The organism is Burkholderia sp. PAMC 28687, assembly GCF_001577465.1.
Lineage (GTDB): Bacteria > Pseudomonadota > Gammaproteobacteria > Burkholderiales > Burkholderiaceae > Caballeronia.
In genome coordinates this window covers 3,037,107-3,050,388 of sequence record NZ_CP014505.1, presented here as the reverse complement: position 1 = coordinate 3,050,388, position 13,282 = coordinate 3,037,107, and the positions used below count along the sequence as shown (strand labels likewise).

Here is a 13,282-nt window from a genome sequence, read left to right as displayed (position 1 = left end):
TATTGACCGCATTACGAATTTCAGACTATGATGCTAGGTTCTCGTTCTTGGATCTGCTAACGAGGATTTCCTCGCACGCATGAACCAGGAGCCGGAGTGCTCGGCGCGCAGTCCGTTTTGCTTTGCCCGAAACGGGAGCGCCGATTTTGAACAATTTAGGAATAGACAATGCCAACCATCAATCAATTGGTTCGCAAAGGCCGCGCTTCAGAAACAGTGAAGAGCAAGTCGCCGGCTTTGCAGGACTGCCCGCAGCGTCGCGGCGTGTGCACTCGCGTGTACACGACGACGCCGAAGAAGCCGAACTCGGCACTTCGTAAAGTTGCAAAGGTTCGTCTGACGAACGGTTTTGAAGTCATTTCGTACATCGGTGGTGAAGGCCACAACCTGCAGGAACACTCGGTAGTGCTGATTCGCGGCGGCCGTGTGAAAGACTTGCCGGGTGTGCGTTACCACATGGTTCGCGGCTCGCTGGATACCCAGGGCGTCAAGGATCGTAAGCAAGCTCGCTCGAAGTACGGTGCGAAGCGCGCCAAGGCTGGCAAGTAAGTTTTTTGCCGGTTGAGCAGTACAGGTTGCCTGTAACAGGGCGTTCAAGCGGTGGTGCCGGATGTGCCGGTGCTGTCGAGTAAGTGGTCACCCGGCCAAGCTGGTTAGTCGATAGATAGATCGGGTTAGTTGGTGACCGTGGAGCCGAAGTGGCTCCAACTGAAAAATCAAAGGAAGAATCATGCCGCGTCGTCGCGAAGTCCCCAAGCGGGACATTTTGCCGGATCCGAAATTCGGCAACGTAGATGTAGCCAAGTTCATGAACGTGATCATGCTGTCGGGCAAGAAGTCGGTTGCCGAGCGTATCGTTTATGGTGCTTTTGAACAGATCCAGACCAAGGGTGGCAAGGACCCGCTGGAGGTGTTCACGGGTGCGCTCAACAACGTGAAGCCGGTTGTGGAAGTGAAAAGCCGCCGCGTTGGTGGTGCGAACTATCAAGTTCCAGTGGAAGTGCGTCCGTCGCGTCGTATGGCATTGGCGATGCGTTGGTTGCGCGAAGCTGCGAAAAAGCGCAGCGAGAAGTCGATGGCCCTGCGTCTCGCAGGTGAGCTTTCGGAAGCCGCGGAAGGCCGTGGCGGCGCGATGAAGAAGCGCGACGAAGTTCACCGGATGGCAGAAGCCAACAAGGCGTTCTCGCACTTCCGCTTCTAAGGCTGAAATTCAGGCCTCCCGACCTGGGACGAACGGAAAACCTCCGGGCGGGTGCGCTTACCAAGCGCCTCGCCCGTTTGTGTTAGGGCGTAACCGGCATGTGCCGGCTGCGTCGACCCAATTAAGGATTCAAAGTGGCTCGCAAGACACCTATCGAGCGCTACCGCAATATCGGTATTAGCGCTCACATCGATGCTGGCAAGACGACGACGACCGAACGCATTCTGTTTTACACAGGCGTGAATCACAAGATCGGTGAAGTTCACGACGGCGCAGCAACGATGGACTGGATGGAGCAGGAGCAGGAGCGCGGCATCACCATTACGTCGGCAGCAACGACGGCCTTCTGGAAAGGCATGGCCGGCGACCGCCCCGAGCACCGCATCAACATCATCGACACCCCGGGACACGTCGACTTCACTATTGAAGTTGAACGTTCCATGCGCGTGCTCGACGGTGCGTGCATGGTTTATTGCGCTGTGGGCGGCGTTCAGCCCCAGTCGGAAACCGTATGGCGCCAGGCCAACAAGTACAAGGTTCCCCGTCTCGCGTTCATCAACAAGATGGACCGTACCGGCGCGAACTTCTTCAAGGTCTACGACCAGCTCAAGCTGCGTCTGAAGGCAAACCCGGTTCCGGTCGTCGTGCCTATCGGCGCGGAAGACACGTTCACGGGCGTTGTTGACCTGATCAAGATGAAGGCGATCATTTGGGACGAAGCGTCCCAGGGCACCAAGTTCTCGTACGAAGAAATCCCGGCAGAGCTCAAGGATACGTGCGACGAATGGCGCGAAAAGATGGTCGAAGCCGCCGCTGAGTCGAACGAAGAAATGATGAACAAGTACCTCGAAACGGGCGAACTGTCCGAAGAGGAAATCGTGAAGGGTCTTCGCGACCGTACGATTGCTTGTGAAATCCAGCCTATGTTGTGCGGCACCGCGTTCAAGAACAAGGGCGTGCAGCGCATGTTGGACGCGGTGCTCGACTTCCTGCCTTCGCCGATCGACATTCCGCCGGTTCTGGGCGAACTTGAAGATGGTGAGCGTGCTGAACGTCGCGCCGCTGACGACGAAAAGTTCTCGGCACTCGCGTTCAAGATCATGACCGACCCGTTTGTCGGCCAGTTGATCTTCTTCCGCGTGTATTCGGGTACGACCAAGTCGGGCGACACGCTGCTGAACGCGACCAAGGACAAGAAGGAACGTCTTGGCCGTATTCTGCTGATGCACGCAAACCAGCGCGAAGAAATCAAGGAAGTGCATGCAGGCGACATCGCTGCTGCGGTTGGCTTGAAAGACGCGACCACTGGCGATACGCTGTGCGATCCGGCGCATCCGATCGTACTCGAGCGCATGATTTTCCCGGAGCCGGTGATTTCGCAGGCTGTGGAACCGAAGACCAAGCCTGACCAGGAAAAGATGGGCCTCGCGCTCAACCGCCTGGCTCAGGAAGATCCGTCGTTCCGCGTTCAAACCGACGAAGAGTCGGGCCAGACCATCATTTCGGGTATGGGCGAGCTGCACCTGGAAATTCTGGTTGACCGTATGCGGCGTGAATTCGGTGTTGAAGCAACCGTCGGCAAGCCGCAAGTCGCGTATCGCGAAACCATCCGCGGCAAGGCAGAAGACGTTGACGGCAAGTTCGTCAAGCAGTCGGGCGGTCGCGGTCAGTACGGCCACGCTGTCATTACGCTTGAGCCGAACGAGCAAGGCAAGGGCTACGAGTTCCTGGACGAGATCAAGGGCGGTGTGATTCCGCGCGAGTACATCCCGGCTGTGGACAAGGGTATCCAGGAAACGCTGAAAGCAGGCGTGCTGGCTGGCTTCCCGGTGGTCGACGTGAAGGTTCACCTGACCTTCGGTTCGTACCACGACGTTGACTCGAACGAAAATGCATTCCGCATGGCAGGTTCGATGGCGTTCAAGGAAGCAATGCGCCGTGCAAACCCGGTTATCCTCGAGCCTATGATGGCCGTGGAAGTCGAAACGCCGGAAGACTACATGGGCAACGTGATGGGCGACCTGTCGAGCCGTCGCGGTATCGTCCAGGGTATGGAAGACATGATTGGCGGCGGCAAGATCGTACGCGCTGAAGTCCCGCTGTCGGAAATGTTCGGCTACTCGACGTCGCTGCGTTCGGCGACGCAAGGTCGCGCTACGTACACTATGGAATTCAAGCATTATTCGGAAGCGCCGCGTAACGTCTCCGAAGCGATCATCAACGCTAAATCCAAGTAATTCGGCAGGCCAAAAGTCTTTAACCGATTAACAAATTTGAAAGAAGGTAATCATGGCAAAAGGTAAATTCGAACGGACCAAGCCGCACGTCAACGTAGGCACGATTGGTCACGTCGACCACGGCAAGACCACGCTGACGGCAGCAATCGCAACGGTGTTGTCGAAGAAGTTCGGCGGCGAAGCGAAGGCGTATGACCAGATCGACGCGGCGCCGGAAGAGAAGGCACGTGGTATCACGATCAACACGGCACACGTCGAGTACGAAACGGCTGCGCGCCACTATGCGCACGTTGACTGCCCGGGTCACGCCGACTATGTGAAGAACATGATTACGGGTGCAGCGCAGATGGACGGCGCAATCCTGGTGTGTTCGGCTGCAGACGGCCCGATGCCGCAAACGCGTGAGCACATCCTGTTGGCTCGCCAGGTTGGCGTGCCGTACATCATCGTGTTCCTGAACAAGTGCGACATGGTGGACGACGCTGAATTGCTGGAACTCGTCGAAATGGAAGTGCGTGAGCTTCTGTCGAAGTACGATTTCCCGGGCGACGACACGCCGATCATCAAGGGTTCGGCCAAGCTGGCGCTGGAAGGCGACACGGGCGAGCTGGGCGAAGTGGCGATTTTGAACCTGGCTGATGCGCTGGACACGTACATCCCGACGCCGGAGCGTGCAATTGACGGTACGTTCCTGATGCCGGTGGAAGACGTGTTCTCGATCTCGGGTCGCGGCACGGTGGTGACGGGTCGTATCGAGCGCGGTATCGTGAAGGTGGGCGAAGAAATCGAAATCATCGGTATCAAGCCGACGGTGAAGACGACGTGCACGGGCGTGGAAATGTTCCGCAAGCTGCTGGACCAAGGTCAAGCGGGCGACAACGTGGGTATTCTGTTGCGCGGCACGAAGCGTGAAGACGTGGAACGTGGCCAAGTGCTGGCCAAGCCGGGTTCGATCACGCCGCACACGCACTTCACGGCTGAAGTGTATGTGCTGAGCAAGGACGAAGGCGGTCGTCACACGCCGTTCTTCAACAACTATCGTCCGCAGTTCTACTTCCGTACCACGGACGTGACGGGTTCGATCGAGTTGCCGAAGGACAAGGAAATGGTCATGCCGGGCGACAACGTGTCGATCACGGTGAAGCTGATCGCTCCGATCGCCATGGAAGAAGGTCTGCGCTTCGCTATCCGTGAAGGCGGTCGTACCGTCGGCGCCGGTGTCGTGGCCAAGGTTCTCGAGTAAAATCCTGAGCTTGCTTCAAAAGCTGTAGTTAGCAGTCGTGCCCGGGGCCGGGCGCACGTGCCTTACGCGTGCTCGGCTCCTTGCTCTTTTACCAAATCGACGGTGCAAGACCGTCTCGCTCTTTTCAAGGAATTGTCATGGCAAACCAGAAAATCCGCATTCGCCTTAAGGCTTTCGACTATCGTCTGATCGATCAATCGGCAGCTGAAATTGTCGATACGGCCAAGCGGACTGGCGCAATCGTACGTGGCCCGGTGCCGCTGCCGACCCGTATCCAACGTTTTGACATTTTGCGTTCGCCGCACGTCAACAAGGCGTCGCGCGATCAGCTTGAAATCCGTACGCACCAGCGCCTGATGGACATCGTCGACCCGACGGACAAGACCGTTGACGCGTTGATGAAGCTCGACCTGCCGGCTGGCGTCGACGTCGAAATCAAGTTGCAGTAAGTTTCACCGCGCCGCTCTCGCGAGGAGTGGCGCTAAGTCTTTGATTGCTTGCGGAAAACGAAAAGCCTTGTTATACTCCAAGGCTTTTCGCGCATTTGCGCAAAAAAGTCGGTGCGATTCTCAGGAATTGACCGGCATTTTGTAAATCAGCCCCGACCAATCGCAGTTGGGAATGGAGAAAACGATGAGCCTTGGACTCGTAGGTCGCAAGGTTGGCATGACCCGTATCTTTACGCCTGAAGGGGATTCGATTCCCGTCACCGTACTGGACGTGTCGGACAACCGAGTGACGCAGATCAAGTCTGTAGAAACGGATGGTTACATCGCCGTTCAAGTTGCATTCGGTACTCGCCGCGCATCGCGCGTGACGAAGCCGCTGGCAGGTCACCTTGCCAAAGCCGGCGTACAAGCTGGTGAAGTCCTCAAAGAATTCCAAATCGATTCCACGAAGGCTGCCGAGTTGTCGAACGGTACCGTGATCGGTACGGACATTTTCGAAGTGGGTCAGAAAGTCGACGTGCAAGGCGTGTCGATCGGTAAGGGCTACGCCGGTACCATCAAGCGTCACAACTTTGCTTCGGGTCGCGCATCGCACGGTAACTCGCGTTCGCACAACGTCCCTGGTTCGATCGGTATGGCGCAGGATCCGGGTCGTGTTTTCCCGGGTAAGCGCATGACGGGTCACATGGGCGACGAAACGGTTACGGTGCAAAACCTCGTGATCGCTCGCATTGACGCTGACCGCAATCTGTTGCTGGTTCGCGGCGCCGTTCCTGGCGCCAAGGGCGGCAAGGTTTTCGTGACGCCGGCAGTCAAGACGCGCGCTGTGAAAGGAGCGAAATAATGGAACTTAAGCTCCTGAACGCCAATGGTCAGGAAGGCACGGGTGTGAACGCATCGGACGTCGTGTTCGGTCGCGATTACAACGAAGCGCTGATCCATCAGGTCGTCACGGCCTATCAAGCCAACGCACGTAGCGGTAACCGCGCGCAGAAGGACCGTGAGCAAGTCAAGCACACGACCAAGAAGCCGTGGCGCCAAAAGGGTACGGGCCGCGCTCGTGCCGGTATGTCGTCGAGCCCGTTGTGGCGCGGCGGTGGCCGTATCTTCCCGAATTCGCCGGAAGAAAACTTTTCGCACAAGGTCAACAAGAAGATGCATCGCGCAGGTCTCTGCTCGATCTTCTCGCAGCTGGCCCGTGAAGGCCGTATCTCGGTAGTCGACGAGCTCACGCTCGAAGCGCCGAAGACCAAGCTGCTGGCCGAAAAATTCAAGGCAATGGGTCTGGAATCGGTCCTGGTCATCACTGACACGGTCGACGAAAACCTGTACCTCGCGTCGCGCAATCTGGCCCACGTGGCCGTTGTCGAGCCGCGTTACGCCGACCCGCTCTCGTTGATCTACTTCAAGAAGATCCTGATTACGAAGGCTGCGGTCGCCCAGATCGAGGAGTTGCTGTCATGAGCGAGATTCGCAAGAACGATCATCGTTTGATGCAGGTCCTGCTCGCGCCGGTGATCTCCGAAAAGGCGACGCTGGTGGCCGACAAGAACGAGCAAGTTGTGTTCGAAGTCGCGCCCGATGCCACGAAGCAGGAAGTGAAGGCTGCTGTCGAGCTGCTGTTCAAGGTAGAAGTCAATTCCGTCAACGTGCTGGTCACGAAGGGTAAAGCCAAGCGCTTTGGCCGCTTCATGGGCAAGCGCAAAGACGTGAAGAAGGCATATGTCTGCCTGAAGCCCGGCCAGGAAATCAACTTTGAAGCGGAGGCCAAGTAATCATGGCAATCGTAAAAGTTAAGCCGACTTCGCCGGGTCGCCGCGCGATGGTCAAGGTGGTCAACAAGGACCTGTACAAGGGCAAGCCGCATGCAGCGCTGCTCGACGCACAGTCCGTGACCGCCGGCCGGAACAACTCCGGTCGCATCACGACGCGTCACAAGGGTGGCGGTCACAAGCAACACTATCGTATGGTCGATTTCCGTCGCAACAAGGACGGAATTCCGGCAAAGATCGAACGTCTTGAGTACGATCCGAACCGTAGCGCGAACATCGCGCTGGTTCTGTACGCAGACGGCGAGCGCAAGTACATCATCGCTCCGAAGGGTGCGACGGTGGGTCAATCGTTGATGTCTGGTTCGGAAGCGCCGATCCGCTCGGGTAACACCCTGCCGATCCGCAACATTCCGGTCGGTACGACGATTCACTGCATCGAGATGCTGCCGGGCAAGGGCGCGCAGATGGCGCGTTCGGCTGGTACGTCGGCAATGCTGCTGGCTCGTGAAGGCACGTACGCTCAGGTTCGCCTGCGTTCGGGTGAAATTCGCCGTGTGCACATCGAGTGCCGCGCGACGATTGGTGAAGTTGGCAACGAAGAGCACAGCCTCCGTCAAATCGGTAAGGCCGGTGCTAACCGCTGGCGCGGTATCCGCCCGACGGTACGTGGCGTTGCAATGAACCCGGTCGATCACCCGCACGGTGGTGGTGAAGGTAAGACGGCAGCAGGTCGCGATCCGGTCAGCCCGTGGGGAACCCCGGCTAAGGGCTATCGCACCCGCAGCAACAAGCGCACGACGACGATGATCGTTCAGCGCCGTCACAAGCGCTAAGGAGTAAGCAATGGCACGTTCTGTTAAAAAAGGTCCGTTCTGCGACGCTCATTTGCTGAAGAAGGTTGAGGCTGCCGCAGCTGCGCGTGACAAGAAACCGATCAAGACCTGGTCGCGTCGTTCGACGATCCTGCCGGACTTCATCGGTCTGACGATCGCCGTTCATAACGGCCGTCAACACGTCCCGGTTTATGTTTCGGAAAACATGGTCGGCCACAAACTTGGCGAGTTCGCATTGACCCGTACGTTCAAGGGTCATGCAGCCGACAAGAAGGCCAAGAAATAAGGGGCTATCAAGATGGAAGTAAAAGCTATTCATCGCGGTGCCCGCATCTCGGCGCAGAAAACGCGTCTTGTGGCTGACCAGATCCGTGGTTTGCCGGTCGACAAGGCGCTGAACGTTCTGACGTTCTCGCCGAAGAAGGCGGCGGGTATTGTCAAGAAGGTCGTGTTGTCTGCGATCGCGAATGCGGAACACAACGAAGGCGCCGACATCGACGAGCTCAAGGTAACGAGCATCATGGTCGACAAGGCCGCTTCCCTGAAGCGTTTTACCGCGCGCGCAAAAGGCCGTGGTAACCGCATCGAGAAGCAATCCTGTCACATCACTGTGACGGTCGGGAATTAAGGAGCCATACGATGGGACAAAAAATTCATCCGACAGGCTTCCGTCTGGCTGTCAGCCGAAATTGGGCGTCGCGTTGGTACGCGAACAACACCAATTTCGCGTCGATGCTGCAGGAAGACATCGGTGTTCGTGAGTACCTGAAGAAGAAGCTGAAGAACGCTTCGGTTGGTCGGGTGGTCATCGAGCGTCCGGCGAAGAACGCACGTATCACGATCTACAGCTCGCGTCCGGGCGTTGTGATCGGCAAGAAGGGTGAGGATATCGAACTGTTGAAGTCGGAACTGCAACGCCGCATGGGTGTTCCGGTCCACGTCAACATCGAAGAAATCCGCAAGCCGGAAACCGATGCACAGTTGATCGCTGATTCGATCACGCAACAACTCGAGCGCCGGATCATGTTCCGCCGCGCGATGAAGCGTGCGATGCAAAACGCCATGCGTCTGGGTGCCCAGGGCATCAAGATCATGAGCGCAGGCCGTCTTAACGGTATCGAAATCGCTCGTACGGAGTGGTATCGCGAAGGTCGCGTTCCGCTTCACACCCTGCGCGCAGATATCGACTACGCAACTTCGGAAGCGAAGACGACCTACGGCATCATCGGCGTCAAGGTGTGGGTCTACAAGGGCGACACGCTGGGCCGCAATGACGCACCGGTGGTCGAAGAAGTAGCCGAAGACAAGCGTCCGCGCCGCAACGCACGTCCGGGTGGCGATCGCCGTCCGCGTCGTGACGGTGAAGGTGGTGGTCCGGCAAACGCAGGTGCGCGCCGTGGCGCAGGCGCTCCCCGTCGTGCTGGCGGTGCCGGCGGCGACGGGAAGACTGGAGAATAACGATGCTGCAACCGAAACGCAGAAAGTATCGCAAAGAGCAGAAGGGTCGTAACACCGGCAAGGCGACGCGCGGCAACGCAGTGTCATTCGGTGAATATGGTCTGAAGGCTATCGGTCGCGGCCGTTTGACCGCGCGCCAAATCGAAGCGGCGCGTCGTGCAATGACGCGTCACATTAAACGTGGCGGCCGTATCTGGATCCGCATTTTCCCGGACAAGCCGATCTCGCAAAAGCCGGCTGAAGTACGGATGGGTAACGGTAAAGGTAACCCTGAGTACTACGTCGCAGAGATTCAACCGGGCAAGATGTTGTATGAAATGGACGGTGTTACTGAAGAGTTGGCACGTGAAGCGTTCCGTCTGGCTGCAGCAAAGCTGCCGCTGAAGACGTACTTCGTTTCACGCCAGCTCGGCGCCTAAGGAGCAATGATGAAGGCTTCCGAACTTCACCAGAAAGACCAGGCCGCTCTCAATCAAGAGCTGACGGACCTGCTGAAGGCGCAATTCGGCCTGCGCATGCAACTCGCGACCCAGCAATTGACCAACAACAGTCAATTGAAGAAGGTTCGTCGCGATATCGCTCGTGTGCGGACCGTCCTGACTGAGAAGGCGAACCAGAAATGAACGATAGCGTAAAAACCTCGCTCAAGCGGACGCTGGTCGGCAAGGTCGTCAGCAACAAGATGGAAAAGACGGTCACCGTGCTGGTCGAGCATCGCGTAAAGCACCCGATCTACGGCAAGTACGTCGTGCGGTCGAAGAAGTACCACGCTCACGATGACGCGAACACGTACAACGAAGGTGATCTCGTTGAAATCCAGGAGACCCGTCCGATTTCCAAGACGAAAGCCTGGGTTGTGTCGAAATTGCTGGAAGCAGCACGCGTCATCTAAGCAGCACAACCGCAACAAAGAAGTGTCGCAGTAACTTTCGCTTGCCAGACCGAAATTATGCGTTATAATTTCGGTCTTCCCTCTTTGTGGGAGCCCCATCGCGGGCGAAGTTGGTGGGGGAAGCCGGTGCGGGCGCCAAGCCTGTACTGACAGATTCACCGGATTGCGATGGCGGGTTTCGTCTGCCCTCGCTGCCTGTTCTAACCCAAGCAGCCACCAGGCTGACGGGACCAAGACTGACCGGGTGCGCCATGGTGGCGTAACTGGATTAAGTTGGGAAAGATAAACCATGATTCAGACCGAAACTCGGCTTGAAGTTGCCGACAACACGGGTGCACGTGAAGTGATGTGCATCAAGGTGCTCGGCGGCTCGAAGCGTCGTTACGCTAGCATTGGCGACATCATCAAGGTGACCGTCAAGGAAGCAACGCCGCGCGGACGCGTGAAGAAGGGCGAAATCTACAACGCCGTGGTCGTTCGTACGGCCAAGGGCGTGCGCCGCCAGGACGGCTCGCTGATCAAGTTCGACGGTAATGCCGCCGTACTTTTGAATGCCAAGCTCGAGCCTATCGGTACGCGTATTTTCGGACCGGTTACGCGTGAATTGCGTAGTGAACGATTTATGAAGATCGTTTCGCTCGCGCCGGAAGTGCTGTAAGGAGTCGCGATGAATAAGATTCGCAAAGGTGACGAAGTTATCGTTACCGCTGGCAAAGATAAAGGCAAGCGCGGCGTCGTGCTGTCCGTTGGCGAAGAACGTGTGACCGTCGAGGGTATCAATCTCGTCAAGAAGCATGTCAAGCCGAACCCGATGAAGGGTACGACGGGCGGCGTAGAAGCCAAGACGATGCCGCTGCATATTTCGAACGTCGCATTGGTCGACGCGAATGGCAAGGCGTCACGTGTGGGCATCAAGGTCGAAGGCGACAAGAAGGTTCGCTTCTTGAAGTCGACCGGTGCCACGCTTAGCGTCTGACGCGGAGTAAAAAATGGCACGTCTGCAAGAATTTTATAAAGAGAAGGTTGTACCCGGCCTCGTTGAGAAGTTCGGCTACAAGTCCATCATGGAAGTGCCGCGCATCACCAAGATCACCCTGAACATGGGTCTTGGCGAAGCCGTCGCCGACAAGAAGATCATCGAAAACGCCGTTGGCGACCTGACGAAGATTGCTGGCCAGAAGCCGGTTATCACGAAGGCACGCAAGGCAATCGCTGGCTTCAAGATTCGTCAGGGCTACCCGATCGGCGCGATGGTTACGCTGCGCGGCCAGGCCATGTACGAATTTCTCGATCGTTTCGTGACGGTTGCGCTCCCCCGGGTTCGTGACTTCCGCGGTGTATCGGGTCGTGCGTTCGACGGTCGCGGCAACTACAACATCGGTGTGAAAGAGCAGATCATTTTCCCCGAGATCGATTACGACAAGATCGACGCGCTTCGTGGGCTGAACATCAGCATCACGACGACCGCGAAGACTGACGATGAAGCGAAGGCACTGCTCGCCAGCTTCAAGTTCCCGTTCAGAAACTGAGGTTACCGTGGCTAAACTGGCACTGATCGAACGTGAAAAGAAGCGTGCACGCCTTGCTGCAAAGTACGCTCCCAAGCGTACTGCGCTGAAGGCGGTCATCGATGACGCGAGCAAGTCGGACGAAGAGCGTTATGCCGCTCGTCTCGAACTGCAGCAACTGCCCCGCAACTCGAACCCCACTCGCAAGCGTAACCGCTGCGCGATCACGGGTCGTCCGCGTGGTACGTTCCGCAAATTCGGATTGGCACGCAGCAAGATTCGCGAAATCGCTTTCCGCGGCGAAATCCCTGGCCTGACCAAGGCGAGCTGGTAATAGGAGATACGTAAATGAGCATGAGTGATCCTATCGCCGATATGCTGACTCGCATCCGCAATGCGCAGATGGTTGAGAAAGTGTCGGTGACAATGCCCTCGTCGAAAGTCAAGGTTGCGATTGCGCAGGTTTTGAAGGACGAAGGTTATATCGACGATTTCGCAGTGAAGTCTGAAGGTGCGAAGTCGGAATTGAATATCGCGTTGAAGTACTACGCCGGCCGTCCGGTTATCGAGCGCATTGAACGCGTCTCGAAGCCTGGTCTGCGTGTGTATCGCGGTCGTAACGACATTCCGGTTGTGATGAACGGTCTCGGCGTTGCAATCGTGTCGACGCCCCAGGGTGTGATGACCGACCGCAAGGCGCGCCAGACCGGCGTCGGCGGCGAAGTCCTCTGCTACGTCGCTTAAGCCGAAAAGGAGAAGAAACATGTCTCGAGTAGGTAAAAGCCCGATTACGCTGCCGCAAGGCGCGGAAGTGGCCTTCAGCGGCGAAGCAATCACCGTGAAGGGCCCGCTGGGTACGATTACGCAAGCGGCCAACCCGCTTGTTACGGTAGCAAACGACAACGGCACGCTCAACTTCGCCCCGGCTGATGAAAGCCGTGAAGCGAATGCGATGTCGGGCACGATGCGCGCCCTCGTGGCGAACATGGTGAATGGCGTTACGAAGGGTTTCGAGCGCAAGCTGACGCTGGTTGGCGTTGGTTATCGCGCGCAGGCGCAGGGCGACAAGCTGAATCTGTCGCTGGGTTTCTCGCACCCCGTGGTGCACGCGATGCCGGAAGGCATCAAGGTTGAAACCCCGACGCAAACCGAAATCGTGATCAAGGGGATCGACAAGCAGAAAGTTGGCCAGGTCGCTGCGGAAGTTCGCGGTTACCGTCCGCCGGAGCCCTACAAGGGCAAGGGCGTACGCTACTTCGGCGAAGTCGTCATCCTCAAAGAAACGAAGAAGAAGTAAGGGTGCGCAATCATGGATAAGACTCAATCTCGCCTGCGCCGCGCTAAACAGACGCGCGTCAAGATCGCTGAGCTGCAGGTCGCACGTCTGGCTGTGCATCGCACGAACACGCATATCTATGCGCAAGTGTTCTCGGCATGCGGCACCAAGGTGCTGGCAAGCGCGTCGACGCTCGAAGCTGAAGTGCGTGCCGAACTGGCCGACAAGACCGGTAAGGGCGGCAACGTCAACGCTGCGATCGCTGTCGGTAAGCGTATTGCTGAAAAAGCCAAGGCTGCCGGCGTCGAATCCGTCGCCTTCGACCGTTCAGGTTTCCGTTACCACGGCCGCGTGAAAGCGCTGGCTGATGCGGCACGCGAAGCCGGACTCAAGTTCTAAGGGAAGAATTCGTC

22 protein-coding genes are annotated in these 13,282 nt (G+C 57.5%); all 22 read left to right on the top strand.

Going from position 1 to position 13,282, the window contains the following annotated elements; translation table 11 throughout:
• Positions 1 to 168 precede the first annotated feature (168 nt).
• The 22 genes from rpsL (at position 169) to rplR (ending at position 13,268) form a co-directional block, all read left to right on the top strand.
• Positions 169 to 549 carry a 30S ribosomal protein S12 gene (gene rpsL / locus AX768_RS14270; protein WP_035935550.1) on the top strand — a complete coding sequence of 127 codons (381 nt, stop codon included), beginning with the start codon at positions 169 to 171 and terminating at the stop codon, positions 547 to 549.
• A 181-nt stretch (positions 550 to 730) separates the two neighbouring features.
• Positions 731 to 1,201 (top strand): 30S ribosomal protein S7, encoded by a 471-nt coding sequence (gene rpsG / locus AX768_RS14265; RefSeq protein WP_031361587.1) that lies wholly within the window; start codon positions 731 to 733, stop codon positions 1,199 to 1,201.
• Positions 1,202 to 1,335: 134 nt separating this feature from the next.
• On the top strand, positions 1,336 to 3,438 hold the full coding sequence (gene fusA, locus AX768_RS14260) for an elongation factor G (protein WP_062000490.1): 2,103 nt from the start codon (positions 1,336 to 1,338) through the stop codon (positions 3,436 to 3,438).
• 52 nt (positions 3,439 to 3,490) lie between these two features.
• Positions 3,491 to 4,681 carry an elongation factor Tu gene (gene tuf, locus AX768_RS14255; protein WP_062000489.1) on the top strand — a complete coding sequence of 397 codons (1,191 nt, stop codon included), beginning with the start codon at positions 3,491 to 3,493 and terminating at the stop codon, positions 4,679 to 4,681.
• Positions 4,682 to 4,818: 137 nt separating this feature from the next.
• Positions 4,819 to 5,130: a 30S ribosomal protein S10 gene (gene rpsJ / locus AX768_RS14250; RefSeq protein WP_056355405.1), complete on the top strand. Its 312-nt coding sequence runs from the start codon at positions 4,819 to 4,821 to the stop codon at positions 5,128 to 5,130.
• A 184-nt stretch (positions 5,131 to 5,314) separates the two neighbouring features.
• Positions 5,315 to 5,974: a 50S ribosomal protein L3 gene (gene rplC, locus AX768_RS14245; RefSeq protein WP_056355628.1), complete on the top strand. Its 660-nt coding sequence runs from the start codon at positions 5,315 to 5,317 to the stop codon at positions 5,972 to 5,974.
• Positions 5,974 to 6,594 carry a 50S ribosomal protein L4 gene (rplD, locus tag AX768_RS14240; RefSeq protein WP_056355407.1) on the top strand — a complete coding sequence of 207 codons (621 nt, stop codon included), beginning with the start codon at positions 5,974 to 5,976 and terminating at the stop codon, positions 6,592 to 6,594. The genes rplC and rplD overlap by 1 nt, the downstream gene beginning before the upstream one ends.
• A complete protein-coding gene (gene rplW / locus AX768_RS14235) occupies positions 6,591 to 6,905 on the top strand; it encodes a 50S ribosomal protein L23 (protein WP_031361581.1) in 315 nt (104 codons plus the stop codon). The genes rplD and rplW overlap by 4 nt, the downstream gene beginning before the upstream one ends.
• 2 nt (positions 6,906 to 6,907) lie before the next feature.
• On the top strand, positions 6,908 to 7,735 hold the full coding sequence (rplB, locus tag AX768_RS14230; RefSeq protein WP_062000488.1) for a 50S ribosomal protein L2: 828 nt from the start codon (positions 6,908 to 6,910) through the stop codon (positions 7,733 to 7,735).
• Between the two features lie 10 nt (positions 7,736 to 7,745).
• Positions 7,746 to 8,021, top strand: coding sequence for a 30S ribosomal protein S19 (gene rpsS / locus AX768_RS14225; protein ID WP_031361579.1), 276 nt, complete (start codon positions 7,746 to 7,748; stop codon positions 8,019 to 8,021).
• Positions 8,022 to 8,033: 12 nt separating this feature from the next.
• Positions 8,034 to 8,363, top strand: a complete 330-nt coding sequence (rplV, locus tag AX768_RS14220) for a 50S ribosomal protein L22 (RefSeq protein WP_031361578.1) — start codon at positions 8,034 to 8,036, stop codon at positions 8,361 to 8,363.
• 11 nt (positions 8,364 to 8,374) lie between these two features.
• Entirely contained in the window at positions 8,375 to 9,193 is an 819-nt protein-coding gene (gene rpsC, locus AX768_RS14215) for a 30S ribosomal protein S3 (RefSeq protein ID WP_056355412.1), read from the top strand.
• A gap of 2 nt (positions 9,194 to 9,195) precedes the next feature.
• Entirely contained in the window at positions 9,196 to 9,612 is a 417-nt protein-coding gene (gene rplP / locus AX768_RS14210) for a 50S ribosomal protein L16 (protein WP_031361576.1), read from the top strand.
• Between the two features lie 9 nt (positions 9,613 to 9,621).
• Positions 9,622 to 9,816, top strand: coding sequence for a 50S ribosomal protein L29 (gene rpmC, locus AX768_RS14205; protein ID WP_047845339.1), 195 nt, complete (start codon positions 9,622 to 9,624; stop codon positions 9,814 to 9,816).
• Entirely contained in the window at positions 9,813 to 10,085 is a 273-nt protein-coding gene (gene rpsQ / locus AX768_RS14200; RefSeq protein ID WP_056355415.1) for a 30S ribosomal protein S17, read from the top strand. The genes rpmC and rpsQ overlap by 4 nt, the downstream gene beginning before the upstream one ends.
• Positions 10,086 to 10,374: 289 nt before the next feature.
• Positions 10,375 to 10,743 (top strand): 50S ribosomal protein L14, encoded by a 369-nt coding sequence (gene rplN / locus AX768_RS14195; RefSeq protein WP_006052212.1) that lies wholly within the window; start codon positions 10,375 to 10,377, stop codon positions 10,741 to 10,743.
• Between the two features lie 9 nt (positions 10,744 to 10,752).
• Positions 10,753 to 11,061: a 50S ribosomal protein L24 gene (gene rplX, locus AX768_RS14190; protein ID WP_056355419.1), complete on the top strand. Its 309-nt coding sequence runs from the start codon at positions 10,753 to 10,755 to the stop codon at positions 11,059 to 11,061.
• Positions 11,062 to 11,074: 13 nt separating this feature from the next.
• Positions 11,075 to 11,614, top strand: coding sequence for a 50S ribosomal protein L5 (gene rplE / locus AX768_RS14185; RefSeq protein WP_035933066.1), 540 nt, complete (start codon positions 11,075 to 11,077; stop codon positions 11,612 to 11,614).
• Positions 11,615 to 11,621: 7 nt separating this feature from the next.
• Positions 11,622 to 11,927 (top strand): 30S ribosomal protein S14, encoded by a 306-nt coding sequence (gene rpsN / locus AX768_RS14180; RefSeq protein WP_031361570.1) that lies wholly within the window; start codon positions 11,622 to 11,624, stop codon positions 11,925 to 11,927.
• 14 nt (positions 11,928 to 11,941) lie between these two features.
• The gene (gene rpsH / locus AX768_RS14175; protein WP_031361569.1) at positions 11,942 to 12,337 is read left to right on the top strand and encodes a 30S ribosomal protein S8; all 396 of its coding nucleotides are present in this window, start codon (positions 11,942 to 11,944) and stop codon (positions 12,335 to 12,337) included.
• A gap of 19 nt (positions 12,338 to 12,356) precedes the next feature.
• Positions 12,357 to 12,890: a 50S ribosomal protein L6 gene (rplF, locus tag AX768_RS14170; protein WP_062000487.1), complete on the top strand. Its 534-nt coding sequence runs from the start codon at positions 12,357 to 12,359 to the stop codon at positions 12,888 to 12,890.
• A 12-nt stretch (positions 12,891 to 12,902) separates the two neighbouring features.
• Complete coding sequence (gene rplR / locus AX768_RS14165) at positions 12,903 to 13,268, top strand: 50S ribosomal protein L18 (RefSeq protein WP_056355425.1); 366 nt, start codon at positions 12,903 to 12,905, stop codon at positions 13,266 to 13,268.
• Positions 13,269 to 13,282 lie beyond the last annotated feature (14 nt).

Excerpts from the sequence above, each read along its gene's own strand:
- rpsC (WP_056355412.1), top strand. The coding sequence starts at position 8,375 with ATGGGACAAAAAATTCATCCGACAGGCTTCCGTCTGGCTGTCAGCCGA.
- rpsQ (WP_056355415.1), top strand. The coding sequence starts at position 9,813 with ATGAACGATAGCGTAAAAACCTCGCTCAAGCGGACGCTGGTCGGCAAG.
- rpsJ (WP_056355405.1), top strand. The coding sequence starts at position 4,819 with ATGGCAAACCAGAAAATCCGCATTCGCCTTAAGGCTTTCGACTATCGT.
- rplN (WP_006052212.1), top strand. The coding sequence starts at position 10,375 with ATGATTCAGACCGAAACTCGGCTTGAAGTTGCCGACAACACGGGTGCA.
- rplD (WP_056355407.1), top strand. The coding sequence starts at position 5,974 with ATGGAACTTAAGCTCCTGAACGCCAATGGTCAGGAAGGCACGGGTGTG.
- rplC (WP_056355628.1), top strand. The coding sequence starts at position 5,315 with ATGAGCCTTGGACTCGTAGGTCGCAAGGTTGGCATGACCCGTATCTTT.
- rpsL (WP_035935550.1), top strand. The coding sequence starts at position 169 with ATGCCAACCATCAATCAATTGGTTCGCAAAGGCCGCGCTTCAGAAACA.
- rplR (WP_056355425.1), top strand. The coding sequence starts at position 12,903 with ATGGATAAGACTCAATCTCGCCTGCGCCGCGCTAAACAGACGCGCGTC.
- rpsH (WP_031361569.1), top strand. The coding sequence starts at position 11,942 with ATGAGCATGAGTGATCCTATCGCCGATATGCTGACTCGCATCCGCAAT.
- rpsS (WP_031361579.1), top strand. The coding sequence starts at position 7,746 with ATGGCACGTTCTGTTAAAAAAGGTCCGTTCTGCGACGCTCATTTGCTG.
- rplX (WP_056355419.1), top strand. The coding sequence starts at position 10,753 with ATGAATAAGATTCGCAAAGGTGACGAAGTTATCGTTACCGCTGGCAAA.
- rplW (WP_031361581.1), top strand. The coding sequence starts at position 6,591 with ATGAGCGAGATTCGCAAGAACGATCATCGTTTGATGCAGGTCCTGCTC.
- rplP (WP_031361576.1), top strand. The coding sequence starts at position 9,196 with ATGCTGCAACCGAAACGCAGAAAGTATCGCAAAGAGCAGAAGGGTCGT.
- rplF (WP_062000487.1), top strand. The coding sequence starts at position 12,357 with ATGTCTCGAGTAGGTAAAAGCCCGATTACGCTGCCGCAAGGCGCGGAA.
- rpmC (WP_047845339.1), top strand. The coding sequence starts at position 9,622 with ATGAAGGCTTCCGAACTTCACCAGAAAGACCAGGCCGCTCTCAATCAA.
- rpsG (WP_031361587.1), top strand. The coding sequence starts at position 731 with ATGCCGCGTCGTCGCGAAGTCCCCAAGCGGGACATTTTGCCGGATCCG.
- rplB (WP_062000488.1), top strand. The coding sequence starts at position 6,908 with ATGGCAATCGTAAAAGTTAAGCCGACTTCGCCGGGTCGCCGCGCGATG.
- rplV (WP_031361578.1), top strand. The coding sequence starts at position 8,034 with ATGGAAGTAAAAGCTATTCATCGCGGTGCCCGCATCTCGGCGCAGAAA.
- tuf (WP_062000489.1), top strand. The coding sequence starts at position 3,491 with ATGGCAAAAGGTAAATTCGAACGGACCAAGCCGCACGTCAACGTAGGC.
- rplE (WP_035933066.1), top strand. The coding sequence starts at position 11,075 with ATGGCACGTCTGCAAGAATTTTATAAAGAGAAGGTTGTACCCGGCCTC.